Genomic DNA, 13,612 nt, shown 5'->3' on the forward strand with positions numbered 1-13,612 from the left:
CGTATCCGGCGTACCGGATACGGGACTCGTCTTATTCCGGGACTTTGGCGACAATCGTTGTTACACAGCCATTCTGGCTCGTCTCGGGTTCAGCAGCCGGGTAAGCGGATGGGTTTGGCCGCGAATGTGATCCTTCAGCATGTCGGCGGCGATCATGCCGTATACGGTTCCGTTTCCGCCGCAGCCGAGTGCATGGAACAGTCCGGGCTGCTCGGAGTCTTCCCCCAGGAAGGGGAGATCGTCCTCCGATTCCCCGAACGTTCCGCACCAGGCGTGCTCCGCCCCCCACGCCGTATCCGGAAACAACTGCGACAGCTTGGACAGCAGCAGGTTCGTACCTGAATCGAGGCTTGCAGGGTTTCTGCCTGGCGCGGGGCAGTCCGTGTCCATGCCGCCTGCGATGATCCGGCCGTCCGGCGTCGTCCGGAAATAAAAGTAAGGTCTCGCCGTCTCCCACATCATATAGCTGTCCGGCCAACTCGAAGGCAGGCTGTCCGGTGCGGTCGTCAGCGCATAGGTTTGCTTCAGGACCGGCTTCACGTCGGGCGAACCGGAGCTGGAGACGGAGCCGATTCCGGGTATGTAGCCGGTAGCGCGAACGAGATGGTTGGCGACAATTTCTCCATGCTCGCCATGCAGAACGAACGCTCCGCTGCGGCGTCTTACGTCTAACACCTTCGTATTCTCGAACAGCAGAGCGCCGCAACGCGAAGCTGCCGCCAGCATGCCGTGCGTGAACCGCACCGGGTTCAGCTCGGCGTCGCCGTATGTAATGAGCGCCGTCGGATATAACTCCGGAAAAGCTCCTCCCACCCGGCAAGGAAGTCCCCAGTCGACCGGAAATTCGTGCTTGCTCAGCAGATCGTACTCCCGCTTCAGCCGGCTTGCGTCCTCGTCCGATGAAGCGCAGTAGACACTGCTGCGCAACTGGAAGCCGGTATCAAGCTCCGACTCCGAGGCCAGCTCATGCAAAGCACGGACGGCAAGCCGGCATTCGTGATAAAAAGCGGCGGCGTCCACCTCTCCGATTCGCTCCGCAAGTTTGCTCAGCATGATGTCGTTCGAATATTGGATCAGACCGGTGCTGGCCGCCGTGCTGGCCGAGGCGGCCTTGCCGCCTTCAAGAAGTACGGCCGGGATGCCGGCCCGGGCCAGTACGGCGGCGCAGATCGCGCCGGTCAACCCACCGCCGACAATCGCCACGCGGGTAAATATTCGCTTTCGGAGAGCGGGGTATTCCGGAGCATGATTTAAAGTTGCAGGCCAGTATAAGGAACCGTTGTTTAAGGGTCTGGAGTCATTCATGGATCTGTCTCCTCTCTGCACGTCAGTCTCAACAGTAAAGGCTTACCCCGTATCAGGCATTTTTGAAACGTCAGCGAACAAAGGATATACAGGAATGAACGATTTTTGTTAAAATAATACTTTACAACCCAAAGCAGGCGTAAACGAAACCAGAGGAGGCGAAGAGCTGACGATGACTGTAATCGGATTGGTTAGGCACGGGATTACCGACTGGAATTTGCAGTGGAGGGCGCAAGGGCATACGGATATTCCTCTGAACGAAGAGGGAAGAAGGCAGGCGGAGCGGCTGGCTCGCCGTTTGCTCGACGAATCCTGGGACGCCGTGTACAGCAGCGATCTGATCCGCGCTCTGGAGACGGCTCGTAAAGCGATTGAGGGCAGAGGCATCGAGGTTCGGACCGATATCAGGCTGCGCGAAGTGAATTTGGGGCAGATCGAAGGGACGACCGAAGAGGATCGGGTAAGCAAGTGGGGGGCGGACTGGAAAAAGCTTGATCTCGGCGCGGAGCCGCGGGAAGCGGTTGCGGACCGCGGCGTGCAGGCGTTGGAGGAAATAGCCGTGCTTCATCCGGGCAAGCGGATACTGGTCGTCAGTCACGGCGGCTTGATCGGCCAGACGATACCTAGGCTGGTCCCGCTCGGCGAAACGATTTCTTTTATCGGGAACACGTCGGTCACGCTGGTGCGTAAAGCCGGCGACGGCACGTGGGCGTGCGAGCTGTTTAACTGCACGAAGCATTTGGAGCAGGCGGACGGCTAGGCCGAAACCCGCCAAGCCGGACACCGCGCATAGGGCGGGCCGGCTCGGGGCGGGACGGCAGCAGGCCGCGAAGCGGGGGTTACTTCACGGATTTGGAACGCCGCAGCACGCCGTTGGAGAACACTTCGGCGAAGTTTTCGGGCGCCGTGCCGCGATTTTGAATCCGGTTGATCTGCGCATCGCTTAACCGGCCGCGGGACAATACGAAGGAAGACGCCAGATCGTTGAAGTCGCCGAGATTGGCGATCGCGGTCGAGCCGCGGAACACACGGCGGGCACCCTGATAGTTGGCGTCCTGGAACAGGACGAGCGTGCTCTGATTCGTGCCGTCCACTTCAAAGCTGGACAAAACGTCATTATAGTTGAAAACGACCAGACTGCGCACTCCGATATTGCCGCGGAACCGGAGCCGTCTCCCCGAAAAGTTGATGTCGCTCCATAACGAAAGCGAAGGCAGCCGTTGGGCGATGACCGTTTTTTTGGCCGTTGCTTTTTTAGCCGCTGTTTTCTTGGCTGCTATTTTTTTGACTGCTGCTTTTTGGATTGCTACTTTTTTGATTGCCGTTTTTGATGGAATGGTTCGCTTCATGTAATCTCCTCCTTTTGCGTACAGTGTATGTCTTCGAACGGATGCAGCTTGTATGGATGACCTGAACGGCAAGAAAGAGGCTAATATAAGAGAGTTTAGTTTCATAGAGAAGAGCCTGAGCGCTTAAGGCTCAGAAATGGGGCGATGTCCATGACAACAGCGGAGGAGAAAGGTTCCGCAGCGCCGCTGCCGCCGGCTCCCCGGAAGCGGGAAGGTTTTGCGGGCAAGCTGGCGGATGCGGCGGGAATGAGTATTTTATACGGAATCTTTTACTTCGTGCTGACTGTACTTCTGGCCGCCGTCATTGAAAACGGTGCCTTTTCCCGGATCGAAACGGACCGGTTAAACGACACGGGCTTATGGTCGCTCAAGCTGATGTACGGATTTGCGGCTGCGCTGTTGTTCGGTACGGCCGGTATGATGCTGGCAGCCTTTAGCCGAAGAAGACCGCTGTTTGTATATGGCTGCACGATACCGATGACTTTGCTGGGCCCGGTCATCTGGTACGCCGCTTATCGCATCAGCCAAGGGCCGATGGACGGCATGGAGGGCTCCGAATGGTTTCTCTATTGGGTGTACGCTTATTGGGCGTCGCCTCTGATCGAACATATCCGTCATTATGTTCCTGCCTTTTCCGTCAAATATATCGGACTTGCCGCGGCAGCGGCTCCGGGTCTATTCGCCGCGTGCGGCGCTATCCTGCTTGTTTATTTGCGGCGGAACCGGGCGGGCTTATGGAAGGTGATCCTCGGGCTGCTCTCCGTCCCGGCTGTGCTTGCGGCCGTACTGGCGGTTGGTTTGCTGCTGCCGCGGACGTATCCCTTTACCGTTCAGACCTACCCGAAGGTGGACGGCGCTACTGCCGCCATTCCGCTGGGAAGGGAACTGGCCCACCGGCTGACCGGCATGAACCGGCCGCAGACCGAGCTGTTCGTTCATTTCCATACGACGCATAACGCCTATCTGAATCTGATTGACAAGAAAGCGGACCTGATCCTCGCGGCCGGTCCTTCGGAAGAGGAGCGCCGCTTGGCCGAAGCCAGAGGGGTCCGGATGAAGCTAACCCCGATCGGCAAGGATGCGTTTATTTTCCTCGTCCACCGGGACAATCCGGTCGACAGCCTGACCGCGCAGCAAATCCGCGACATCTATGCGGGCCAAGCTGCAAATTGGAGCGAGGTTGGGGGAGCGGACGATGCGATCGTCGCTTATCAGCGGGAGCCGAACTCCGGCAGCCAGACGTATATGGAGTCCAAGGTGATGCAAGGAGGCCATTTGGCGGAAGCGCCGAAAGAACGCAAAATAACCGGCATGGGCGGCCTGATCGATACGGTGGCGGCCTACTCCAACGCGAAAAATGCGCTAGGCTATTCGTTTTATTATTTTGCCAGCGAGATGCACAAGAGGGAGAGCGTCAAGTTTGTCGCGGTGAACGGCGTTGCGGCCAGCAAGGAGACAATCCGCGCGGGGACGTACCCGTATACGGCCGTCCTGTATGCGGTTACGCGCGAAGATGAGCCGCAGGACAGCCCGGCGTCCCGGATGCTGGAATGGCTCCAAAGCGAAGCGGGCGGCCACGCGATCGAGAGAGGCGGTTTTATCCCGATTCGGGAAGGAGCCGGATAAAAGAGGATAAGAGCGGTTTGCAGCCTTTATTTTGTTCAATAACCGCTTGGCTGGGGAAATAAGAGCGGTTTGAGGCTCTAAAAATCGGCGAAGAGGGCGCAATCCCACCCGTTGGATTGAAATAAGGAGTACAAACCGCCTCTATTTGCATGAATTTCTCGAAAAGGCCGGAAATAGAGGATGCCAGAGACTCTTAAATTGTGAAAGAGCCCGTACTTACGTTTTTACGTATTCGGCGCATCTGAACAGGTCAGTTCGAAGAAAGCTAATTACGGGTCTCATCTGAAGCCGGAGTGAGTGTACCCAACACCACCTCATCCACGGGCGGCTGGATCGTAGGGACCTTTCCCTTCCTTCCACACACCAACAGAAGGGTTTGCACGTTAAAGAACCGTCTTGGCAACCAATCATTACCGGACGGTTTTTCTTGCTTGCTTATTCGGCAGGCGGCGGGGCGGATGAGCTTCTGACGATGAGCTCGGAAGGCAGCACGATTTTTTTCCATTCCGGCGTAGTCGCGCCCTTGATCCGGTCGACCAGAAGCTGGATGCCCATCGCCCCGAACTGGTAAGCGGGCTGCGAGGCGACCGTAAAAAACGGATCGATGACCGACGCTCCCAGGTCGTCGAAGCAGACGACGGACATTTGCTCCGGTACCCGGACACCCAGCTCGAGCAGCTTGCGGATGAGGCCGACGGCGAGGAAGTTGTTGCCCGCGAACACGGCGGTCGGGGGATCGGGCAGCTCCAGCATTGAGCGCAGCAGCGGTCCGTCCTCGAAATGTTTGTAGTTCGACTCCAGCAGCAGCGTGTCGTCGACGGCAATATCGTTAAGCTTCAAAGCGTCGTTGTATCCGGCCAGCCGGTCTCTGGCGGTCGATACGGCCAGCGAGCCGTTCACGAGCGCGATGCGGCGGTGCCCGAGCGAGATCAGATGCTCGACGAGCTTGCGCGCGCCTTCCCGGCTGTCGCCCGTGACGGTGTCGCACTCGTGGCCGGGAACGGCCCGGTCGAGCAGGACGAACGGGATTCGGTGCAGGCGGAGCGTCTGCAGATGCGGCCCGGACAGATCGGAAGCGGCGGAGAACAGCACGCCGTCCACCCGCGTCGACAAAATCATGTCGACGTATTCTTTTTCCTTCGTCAGACTTTCGTCGCTGTTGCCGAACAGCAGCTTGTAGCCGAGCCGCATGGCGGCATCCTCTGCGCCGCGGGCCAGTGTCGTAAAGAAAGGATTCGTGATGTCCGGGATGAGCAGAGACAGCATCTTCGTTTCTTGCAGCACGAGACTGCGCGCCATCGAGTTGGGCACGTAGTTCATTTCTTCCATAATCTTTTTGATGCGGCTCCGGGTTTTCTCGCTGATTTTACCGGTATTGTTAATGACTTTGGATACGGTCATGGCGGACACATTCGCTTGCTTGGCAATATCATATATGGTGACCAACGGTTCTCTTCCTTCGCAGCATGAAGTTACCGATAAATCGGTATGATTGGATTATTCACATTGTACAGGAACAAAACGATTGACAGCAAGTGAAAACCTTGTTAGATTGGGGTTATCGATAAACTTAATTGAATGCGAAAGGATGTCGGGACGATGGCAGGACACATTCAGGCTGGAGCCGATGCGCTCGTCATGGACGCTTCGGATCATGTGGCGACCGCTATAAGGGACATAACAGCCGGAGAGACGCTTTATTATATGGTGCCGGGCGGAAAGGAAGCGCTTACCGCTTCAGAGCCGATTCCGTTTGGTCATAAGATCGCGATTACGGATATCGAAGCAGGCGCGAAAGTACGCAAATACGGCGAAGTCATCGGACAGGCGACGACAGCGATTCCGAAGGGCGCCCATGTGCATGTGCACAATCTCGAAGGCATCCGCGGACGCGGGGACAAGGCGAAGGGAGCGGAATCGATATGAGCGGAAACACATTTCTCGGATATCGCAGGCCGAACGGAGAGGCCGGTATTCGGAATCATTTGTTGATCATCCCGACTGTAATATGCGCCAACCAAGTGTGCAGCCGCATTACCCAGCTTGTGCCGGAAACGGTGGCGATTCCGCATCAGCACGGCTGCAGCCAGATCGGGGCGGATAAGCAGCGGACGTTCGACGTGCTGGCTGGCACAGGCAAAAATCCGAATGTCGGGGGCGTCATCATTATCAGCCTCGGCTGTGAAGTGATCGATCCGGCGGAGTTGGCCGAAGTGATTAAGGTTACCGGTAAACCTGTCGAAGTGTTCGACATCCAATCTGTAGGGGGCTCTGTCAAGGCGATCCAGCACGGCACCGAGCTGGCGCGGCGTATGCGGGGGCAGCTGGATGAGATGGAGAAGACGGCGATTCCGCTAAGCGAGCTGAAACTCGGCGTCAAGTGCGGCGGCTCCGACGCGACGTCGGGGCTGGCTTCCAATCCGGCGCTCGGTGCGGCTGCTGACAGCCTGATCCAGGAGGGCGGAACGGTCGTCATCGGCGAAACGACGGAGATTATCGGCGCCGAGCATGTACTCGCCGGACGCTGCCGGACATCGGACGTGTCGGAGAAGCTGTATCACATCGTCGACCGTTTCGAGAAAGAAGTGGAGCGGATGGGCGCCGATATGCGCGGCGGCAACCCGAGTCCGGGCAATATTGCCGGTGGGCTGTCGACGATCGAGGAGAAGTCGCTTGGCTGCATATCCAAATGCGGCACCGCGCCGATCGAAGGCGTTATCGAGTATGCCGAGACGATTCCGCAGGGCGGCCTGTACTTTATGGATTCCCCCGGCAACGATATCGAATGCGTATCCGGTATGGCGGCGGGCGGCGCGCACATCGTCTGCTTTACGACCGGCCGCGGAACGCCGACCGGGTCGGCTGTAATCCCGGTCATTAAAATTACCGGCAACAAAAAAATGTACGAGCGGATGACCGACAATATGGACGTCGATGTGAGCGATATGTTAAGCGGCACGCTTGCGCTCGAAGAGGCGGGAGAACGGATCTGGCAGGAAATCCGCGAGATTAGCGACGGGAAACTGACAAAGGCGGAAATTCTCGGACATACCGAGTTCAGCATTAACCGGATCGGTCCTAGCTTGTAGGCTGACGCCGGCACCGGGCAGGGTATCCAGACAACGGAGAGGAAGCGTTCAAATGAAACGATTGAGTAACAAAGTCGCGCTGGTAACGGGAGGAAGCCGCGGCATCGGCGAGGCGGTCGTCATCCGGCTGGCGGAGGAAGGCGCGAATGTCGCTGTGAATTATACATCGGAACGGTCGCGTGAACTGGCCGAGAAGGTGAAGGAGCAGGCCGAGACGCTCGGCGTCAAAGCGATGGTCGTCCGGGCGGACGTAGGCGTCAAGGAACAGGTGGAGGCAATGTTCGATCAGATCGAGAACGAGCTGGGGCCCGTCGATATTTTGGTCAACAACGCCGGGATCGCTCCGTTCGAGCCGTTTTTGAAAATCAAGGAAGAAACGTGGGACCGGACGTACAATACGAACGTCAAATCGATCTTTTTGTGCTCCCAGCGGGCCGCGGCCGGTATGACCGAGAGACGTTACGGTAAAATCGTCAACGTGCTGTCGACCGCCAGCCTGATGGTGACCAGTCCGGTCATTCCGCATTACCAGTCTTCCAAAGCGGCGGCGCATATGTTGACGAAAGGCATGGCCATCGAGCTTGGCCGGTATAATATCAACGTTAATGCGGTCGGGCCGAGCACGGTCGACACCGATATGTGCACAGATTTTTTGGCCGACCCGGAAATCCGGCGCAAAGAGGTGGAGGCGAATCCGATGAAACGGCTCGGGACGGCCAGACAGATCGGTGATGCGGTCGTTTTCCTCGCCTCGGACGAAGCGATGCAGGTGAACGGGCATTTGCTGATGGTGGACGGCGGCCTTACCGTAAAAGCTGCGCAGCCGGACGACCATATGGACCGTTAAAGGAGGCAGCGCTATGCGAATCGGTAAAATGGTGGATTTGTCGCAGGAGCTGTACCATAACAGCCCGGTTCTCCCCGAGTTCGAGCCGCCGAAGCTGGAGTACTTGCTAATCGGCGCGCGGGACGGCTGGACGCTGGAAAAACTTACGATGAACCTGCACTCGGGTACGCATATGGACGCGCCGGCGCATCTGGGCGATTTCTCCAAAACGCTGGATCGGTACCCGGTTGACGAGTTTCAAGGCCCGGCGCTGTTCATTCCGCTGAACGGAAAGCAGTCGGGAGAGCCGATTACGGCGGCGGATCTGGAGCCGTATACGGAGCGGATGAACGAGGAGACCGTTGTGCTTCTGTATACAGGTTGGGGAGAGAAAAGAAGTTGGTCGAAGGAGTGGGTATTCGGCTCTCCTTACGTCTCGAATGAGGCGGCCCGTCTACTGGTCCGGCATCAAGTCCGCGGGGTCGGCATTGATCATTTCAGCATCGGCGGCACGGGGGACGAGAACAGGGAGACGCATCGGCTGCTGCTCGGGGCGGACATCTGGGTCGCGGAAGGACTGCAATTGGACGAACCGGAGCTCGCGGCAGGTAACTGGCACGTATTCGCAATGCCGGTCAAAATCAGGGACAGCAGCGGCGCGCCCGCCCGGGTCGTCGCGTTCCGAATGGAGGAATGAAGATGGCGGGATGGCTCCGCTGGGAATATTGCGATACCGAAACAAGCGCCAAGCTGAACGAGCTGGGTTTGGACGGCTGGGAGCTTGTAGGGGTGACGGCCGTGGACGGCAAGGAGCGGTTTTATTTGAAGCGGCCGCTCCCTTCCTTACGCGAACAAATTACGCTGGATCAGCGGAAACAGGTATTGGCCGTACCGGAAGGGGAGATGAAGCGATGAAACGAGGCGGCATCTTAAACCCCGCGCTTAGCCGCATATTGGCGGAAACTGGTCATACCGACATGCTTACGGTATGCGACCGCGGCTTTCCCGTCCCTCCGGGGCCGGAGCGCCTCGACCTGGCGCTGGTCGACGATATCCCGACGGTTGTTGATGTGCTGACGGCTGTCGACAAAGAGTTCGTGATCGATCGGATCATCGTTACGGAAGAGATGATCGAGGCGAGTCCGGAACGTTACGAGCTGCTGAAGCGGCAGTTTCCGCATATTGCGATGATGGCTGTACCCCATGTTACCTTTAAACGGCTATGTCCCGAATCCCGTGCGGTGATCCGGACAGGAGATTGCACGCCGTACGCGAATATTATTCTTGTATCGGGATAACGCATTTTTATGGGAACGGAAGGAGAACTTACGATGAGACTGCATCAGAAAGTATGTGTAATTACCGGAGCGGGATCCGGCATCGGTCAGGAGACGGCGCTGCTGTTCGGCCGCGAGCAGGCGATCGTCGTCGTCGCGGATATTGATCTCGAGAAAGCCAAGGAGACGGCCGGACTCATCGAAGCGGCGGGCGGACAGGCTGTAGCGCTGCACGCGGACGTTACCGATCCGACTTCAGCGAAAGCGATGATCGACGAGACGATTCGGCTGTACGGGCGGATCGACGTGTTGTTCAACAACGCCGGCATAAGCGGCGTCGGCATGTTGCACGAAATCGAACCGGAAGCCTGGGACCGGGTCATGAACGTCAATATCAAGGGCGTCTACCTGGCTTCGAAGTATGCGCTTCCTCCTATGATGGAGCAGAAGTCCGGCTCGATCATCAACATGTCGTCCTGCATCGCCGAGATCGGCCTGGCGCGCAGAGCTTCGTACGCCGCTACCAAGGGAGCGGTGCTGTCGCTGACGAAATCGATGCAGGTCGACTATGCCCCTTACGGCATCCGGATCAACGCCCTGCTGCCCGGCACGATTATGACGCCGTTCGTCGAGAACTATTTGAAGACGTCCTACGACGACCCCGAAGCCGCGATCGAATCGCTGAAGAAGCGGCAGCTGAGCGGTGATCTCGGCAAGCCAGCCGATGTGGCGAACGCCGCGTTGTTCCTCGCCTCCGACGAATCGAAATTTATGATGGGCTCCCCGCTTTATATCGACGGTGGGGTCGTTTTCGGCAAAAACGCGTAACGGCGGCAAGGCCGGTATCGGACATAATCGTTATTTACAAAGCGTCTGCCGTGGAATAAAATGGATGGGGACATAAGGCGGAATCATCCATTATGATAGCCGGAGGACACCACATGAAAAGATGGACTTTCGTTATCTTGGCAGTTTCGTGCGCATGGGTTGCATGGTGAATCGGTGTGGAGAATGCCGGGAACTCGTCTAAGGATAAGATCCGGTTGGCTTTGTATCAAGCCGAACGAACGACGGAGGCGGGAGGCAAACGAACGCTTGTTCAGGGCGAGCGGCTGCTTCATGAAGAGGACGCCGATTCGTACGTCTGGAACGGGTCCGAGCTGAAAATCCCGGAGAAAACGTTGTTTGCCAAGCTCGACGGCCATAAGATGAGGCAAGGTTTCGTGCTGGAGCTGGACGGCAAGCAGACGTATTATTTCGAGCTGTGGAGCTTGCTCTCCTCGGCGATCCCCGATCCGGAGACGATCACGGTGTATTCGGTCCTTCATGCGGAATCCGCTGGGGAAGTTACGGTTTACAGCAAGGACATGCTGGCCCGGGCCAACAAGGAACGGAAGAGGCTGCTGGAATGATCAGGGGCGGCTGAACGTTTCAATGCCCGGATGGCGTGTCCTGCTTCTGCTCGCGCTCGGGTTCCGGTCGGGATAATCCCATCGGTCTGAATCCGGATCGCAAGTTTGTACAGCAGCTTAGACAAGACATCGAGCTCGTATTTCGCGGATTTATCGGGTATGAATACCGGAAAAAATGAGAAGGCGGAGGGGCAATCGAGATGGAGCTGCAGATCAAGCAAGGAGACACTGTACTTTTTCAGGGAGACAGCATTACCGACGCGGGGCGCAATAAAGAGGCGTCCGCCGATCTGGGGAGAGGTTATGCGCTGATGACGGCTGCGTTGTTCGCGGCCGCTTATCCGGAGTTGCAGGTCCGATTTCTGAACCGGGGGATCAGCGGCAACCGCGCGAAAGATCTCGTCGGCCGCTGGGACGCCGACTGCATCGAACTGCGTCCGGACTGGGTGTCGATCTACATCGGCATCAACGATACATGGAGACGTTACGACCGGGGCGATGAAACGTCTGCGGAGCAATTCGAGAAGGAGTACCGCCAGCTGCTCACCCGTACCAAGGAAGAGCTGGGAGCGGGCATCATCATGGTCGAGCCGTTCGTGCTGCCCGTACCGGAGGACCGTAAAAAGTGGCGCGAAGATTTGGACCCGAAAATCGACGTCGTCCGGCATCTGGCCCGCGAATTCGGCGCGAAGCTTGTTCCCCTGGACGGTTTGTTCGCTCAGGCGTCCACATCGGCCACGCCTTCGTATTGGGCGCCGGACGGTGTTCACCCGTCGCCCGCCGGCCACGCTCTGATCGCCAAAGCTTGGCTGAAGGCGGTCGGCGCAGCGGCTGCGCTGTAAGAACGGTAGTTGGTTGCTGGTTACCGGTCGTATTGCTAGTTGCTGGTTGTTAGTTGCTAGTTATTAGTTGCTGGTTACTGGTTGCTAGTTGCTGATTACAAATTGCTAGTTGCTGCCGCTCCCGGGCTTCACGAGCTTGGACAGCTGACGTGTGACGCGGCACAACGAGCCGGGGGCGTGAGGCGGAGTGGAGGAGGACGAGGAAGGAGGAGCCGCCGAATAAGAGCGGTTTGTACCTTCTATTTTGTCTGAAACCAGCGTGAGCAAGGAAATAAAAGCGGTTTATAGCTTCTATTTTCGCTAAATGGTGCTGACTTAAACCATTTGATTGGAAATAAGAGGTGCAAACCGCCTTTATTCACCTCCGCCTTCCCAATTTGCCGAAAATAGAGGCTGCAAAAGACTGTTATTTGTTTGTTGAGCCGAAGCGTATGCCTCAGATTGACAGGAATTAACTCGACGTTTATCTGCAGAAGAGCGGAAGTGTGGTTTCCACTATTGTCGCAAAGGACGCGAATTTCACACGATAGCGGAACTAGGATTTCCGCTATTTTTGCTTTTTTGGGGGATATGGGCGATGTGAGTGAAATAGAGGAGTAAAATGTACCGCTAAACGCCGAAATCCGTCTCCACACAACAGGTAGCGGAAGTAAAACTTCCGCAAAACCGTAAAACTGCAAACCCGCAAACCCGCAAACCCGTAAACCCCGTAAACCCCGTAAAACCAAAAAACCACAAGACCACAAGACCACAAGACCACAAGACCACAAGACCACAAGACCACAAACCTCACAAACCCCGCAATCCGCCAAACCACTAAACCACTAATCAACGACTAAACTACCAGTCCGCTAGCCCACTAGAAGCTTTATTAACAGCGTTGGAGGCTGAGTTGTTCCCGTATCCCCCATTGCTTGGCCGATTTAAAAGAACAAGCCCGCCCTTTATTTCAGGGGCGGGCTTGCTCTGCATCAAGCTTCGTTCACGAACCGGTTCGTCAGCTTTCCGAGCCTCTCGATCTCGACGGTTACGACGTCTCCGTCCTTGAGCCATACTTGCTGGTCTTCGGGCAGTCCGAGCACGACGCCTTCCGGCGTTCCGGTCAGGATGATGTCGCCGGGGTGCAGCGTCATATGCTGCGAGATGTAGCTGACGATTTCGTCGACGTAGAAGATCATGTCCGACGTATTGGAATGCTGACGCACCTCACCGTTAAGCGTCAGCTTGATCTCCAATTGATTCGGGTCGCCGACCTCGTCGGCCGTCACCAGATAAGGGCCGAGCGGGCTGAAGCCGTCGCAGCTTTTGCCAAGCAGCCATTGCTGGGTCCGCAGTTGCAAATCGCGGGCGGATACGTCGTTGACCGCGCAGTAGCCGAATACATGGTTCAGTGCCGCTTCTTTGGATACGTATTTGGCAGGTGAGCCGATGACGATGACCAGTTCGGCCTCGTAATCGACTTTGGACGATACTTTCGGCAATGGAACGTCGCCCAGGTGTCCGTTCAACGTATTGTTGAACTTGTTGAACAAGATCGGGTATTGCGGGATCGGGGCGTTCGTCTCTTCCGCATGCTTGCGGTAGTTCAGGCCGACGCAAATGATTTTGCCCGGATTCGGTACGCAGGGACCGAAGACGAGATCGGAAGGCGAGGCCCATACGGCCGCTTTCGTTTCGGCGGGCTGTTCAGACAGCCTGGCAGCATAGGCGGACAGCTTCCCGATCGCAGCTGTACCGCCTGCGATCGCCTCCTCCGTCGTACGAGGCACTTCCGAGTCCGGCAGCAAGCCGAGTGCTTTATCAAGCTGGAGAATGCCTTCGATTGTCGCTATTCCGAGCTGCGGGCCCGTTTCCGTTTGAATCGTTACCAATTTCATGGGTTCGTC

Annotated in this window: 15 protein-coding genes; 11 read left to right on the plus strand and 4 right to left on the minus strand. The window is 57.1% G+C overall.

The genetic code is table 11. The annotated features are described in order from the left end of the window. Positions 1 to 60: 60 nt before the first annotated feature. Positions 61 to 1,305 (minus strand): NAD(P)/FAD-dependent oxidoreductase, encoded by a 1,245-nt coding sequence (locus tag AC3Y2E_RS05705; protein WP_379208048.1) that lies wholly within the window; start codon positions 1,303 to 1,305, stop codon positions 61 to 63. Between the two features lie 172 nt (positions 1,306 to 1,477). Between AC3Y2E_RS05705 and AC3Y2E_RS05710 the strand changes: the two genes are divergently transcribed. Then, positions 1,478 to 2,065, plus strand: coding sequence for a histidine phosphatase family protein (locus tag AC3Y2E_RS05710; RefSeq protein ID WP_379208050.1), 588 nt, complete (start codon positions 1,478 to 1,480; stop codon positions 2,063 to 2,065). A 79-nt stretch (positions 2,066 to 2,144) separates the two neighbouring features. Here the strand turns inward: AC3Y2E_RS05710 and AC3Y2E_RS05715 are convergent, their stop codons facing one another. Continuing rightward, entirely contained in the window at positions 2,145 to 2,654 is a 510-nt protein-coding gene (locus tag AC3Y2E_RS05715; RefSeq protein WP_379208052.1) for a peptidase inhibitor family I36 protein, read from the minus strand. 150 nt (positions 2,655 to 2,804) lie between these two features. Here AC3Y2E_RS05715 and AC3Y2E_RS05720 point away from each other — a divergent pair, with 150 nt between their 5' ends. Next, the gene (locus tag AC3Y2E_RS05720; protein WP_379208055.1) at positions 2,805 to 4,280 is read left to right on the plus strand and encodes a PstS family phosphate ABC transporter substrate-binding protein; all 1,476 of its coding nucleotides are present in this window, start codon (positions 2,805 to 2,807) and stop codon (positions 4,278 to 4,280) included. A gap of 435 nt (positions 4,281 to 4,715) precedes the next feature. Here AC3Y2E_RS05720 and AC3Y2E_RS05725 read toward each other — a convergent pair whose 3' ends face one another. Next, the gene (locus tag AC3Y2E_RS05725) at positions 4,716 to 5,726 is read right to left on the minus strand and encodes a LacI family DNA-binding transcriptional regulator (protein ID WP_379208057.1); all 1,011 of its coding nucleotides are present in this window, start codon (positions 5,724 to 5,726) and stop codon (positions 4,716 to 4,718) included. A 153-nt stretch (positions 5,727 to 5,879) separates the two neighbouring features. Here AC3Y2E_RS05725 and AC3Y2E_RS05730 point away from each other — a divergent pair, with 153 nt between their 5' ends. The 9 genes from AC3Y2E_RS05730 to AC3Y2E_RS05770 all read left to right on the plus strand — a co-directional run bounded on the left by AC3Y2E_RS05730 (position 5,880) and on the right by AC3Y2E_RS05770 (position 11,726). Beyond that, positions 5,880 to 6,206, plus strand: coding sequence for a UxaA family hydrolase (locus AC3Y2E_RS05730; RefSeq protein WP_379208060.1), 327 nt, complete (start codon positions 5,880 to 5,882; stop codon positions 6,204 to 6,206). Further along, positions 6,203 to 7,369 (plus strand): UxaA family hydrolase, encoded by a 1,167-nt coding sequence (locus AC3Y2E_RS05735; RefSeq protein WP_379208062.1) that lies wholly within the window; start codon positions 6,203 to 6,205, stop codon positions 7,367 to 7,369. Before AC3Y2E_RS05730 ends, AC3Y2E_RS05735 begins: the two co-directional genes overlap by 4 nt. A 52-nt stretch (positions 7,370 to 7,421) precedes the next feature. Then, positions 7,422 to 8,216 (plus strand): SDR family NAD(P)-dependent oxidoreductase, encoded by a 795-nt coding sequence (locus AC3Y2E_RS05740; protein WP_379208065.1) that lies wholly within the window; start codon positions 7,422 to 7,424, stop codon positions 8,214 to 8,216. A gap of 13 nt (positions 8,217 to 8,229) precedes the next feature. After that, on the plus strand, positions 8,230 to 8,892 hold the full coding sequence (locus AC3Y2E_RS05745; protein WP_379208067.1) for a cyclase family protein: 663 nt from the start codon (positions 8,230 to 8,232) through the stop codon (positions 8,890 to 8,892). Positions 8,893 to 8,894: 2 nt separating this feature from the next. Then, complete coding sequence (locus tag AC3Y2E_RS05750) at positions 8,895 to 9,110, plus strand: hypothetical protein (RefSeq protein ID WP_379208069.1); 216 nt, start codon at positions 8,895 to 8,897, stop codon at positions 9,108 to 9,110. Then, positions 9,107 to 9,493: a D-ribose pyranase gene (gene rbsD, locus AC3Y2E_RS05755; RefSeq protein WP_379208072.1), complete on the plus strand. Its 387-nt coding sequence runs from the start codon at positions 9,107 to 9,109 to the stop codon at positions 9,491 to 9,493. Before AC3Y2E_RS05750 ends, rbsD begins: the two co-directional genes overlap by 4 nt. A 33-nt stretch (positions 9,494 to 9,526) precedes the next feature. Beyond that, positions 9,527 to 10,300 (plus strand): SDR family NAD(P)-dependent oxidoreductase, encoded by a 774-nt coding sequence (locus AC3Y2E_RS05760; protein WP_379208074.1) that lies wholly within the window; start codon positions 9,527 to 9,529, stop codon positions 10,298 to 10,300. A gap of 215 nt (positions 10,301 to 10,515) precedes the next feature. Next, positions 10,516 to 10,884, plus strand: coding sequence for a hypothetical protein (locus tag AC3Y2E_RS05765; protein ID WP_379208076.1), 369 nt, complete (start codon positions 10,516 to 10,518; stop codon positions 10,882 to 10,884). A gap of 200 nt (positions 10,885 to 11,084) precedes the next feature. After that, positions 11,085 to 11,726 carry an SGNH/GDSL hydrolase family protein gene (locus AC3Y2E_RS05770; RefSeq protein ID WP_379208079.1) on the plus strand — a complete coding sequence of 214 codons (642 nt, stop codon included), beginning with the start codon at positions 11,085 to 11,087 and terminating at the stop codon, positions 11,724 to 11,726. A gap of 971 nt (positions 11,727 to 12,697) precedes the next feature. On the opposite strand, the gene AC3Y2E_RS05775 is transcribed toward AC3Y2E_RS05770, so the two are convergent. Beyond that, complete coding sequence (locus tag AC3Y2E_RS05775) at positions 12,698 to 13,603, minus strand: fumarylacetoacetate hydrolase family protein (RefSeq protein WP_379208081.1); 906 nt, start codon at positions 13,601 to 13,603, stop codon at positions 12,698 to 12,700. Positions 13,604 to 13,612 lie beyond the last annotated feature (9 nt).

The organism is Paenibacillus sp. MAH-35 (assembly GCF_058135425.1).

Excerpts from the sequence above, each read along its gene's own strand:
- AC3Y2E_RS05730 (WP_379208060.1), top strand. The coding sequence starts at position 5,880 with ATGGCAGGACACATTCAGGCTGGAGCCGATGCGCTCGTCATGGACGCT.
- AC3Y2E_RS05760 (WP_379208074.1), top strand. The coding sequence starts at position 9,527 with ATGAGACTGCATCAGAAAGTATGTGTAATTACCGGAGCGGGATCCGGC.
- AC3Y2E_RS05710 (WP_379208050.1), top strand. The coding sequence starts at position 1,478 with ATGACTGTAATCGGATTGGTTAGGCACGGGATTACCGACTGGAATTTG.
- AC3Y2E_RS05745 (WP_379208067.1), top strand. The coding sequence starts at position 8,230 with ATGCGAATCGGTAAAATGGTGGATTTGTCGCAGGAGCTGTACCATAAC.
- AC3Y2E_RS05705 (WP_379208048.1), bottom strand. The coding sequence starts at position 1,305 with ATGAATGACTCCAGACCCTTAAACAACGGTTCCTTATACTGGCCTGCA.
- AC3Y2E_RS05750 (WP_379208069.1), top strand. The coding sequence starts at position 8,895 with ATGGCGGGATGGCTCCGCTGGGAATATTGCGATACCGAAACAAGCGCC.
- AC3Y2E_RS05735 (WP_379208062.1), top strand. The coding sequence starts at position 6,203 with ATGAGCGGAAACACATTTCTCGGATATCGCAGGCCGAACGGAGAGGCC.
- AC3Y2E_RS05715 (WP_379208052.1), bottom strand. The coding sequence starts at position 2,654 with ATGAAGCGAACCATTCCATCAAAAACGGCAATCAAAAAAGTAGCAATC.
- AC3Y2E_RS05740 (WP_379208065.1), top strand. The coding sequence starts at position 7,422 with ATGAAACGATTGAGTAACAAAGTCGCGCTGGTAACGGGAGGAAGCCGC.
- AC3Y2E_RS05770 (WP_379208079.1), top strand. The coding sequence starts at position 11,085 with ATGGAGCTGCAGATCAAGCAAGGAGACACTGTACTTTTTCAGGGAGAC.
- rbsD (WP_379208072.1), top strand. The coding sequence starts at position 9,107 with ATGAAACGAGGCGGCATCTTAAACCCCGCGCTTAGCCGCATATTGGCG.
- AC3Y2E_RS05775 (WP_379208081.1), bottom strand. The coding sequence starts at position 13,603 with ATGAAATTGGTAACGATTCAAACGGAAACGGGCCCGCAGCTCGGAATA.
- AC3Y2E_RS05720 (WP_379208055.1), top strand. The coding sequence starts at position 2,805 with ATGACAACAGCGGAGGAGAAAGGTTCCGCAGCGCCGCTGCCGCCGGCT.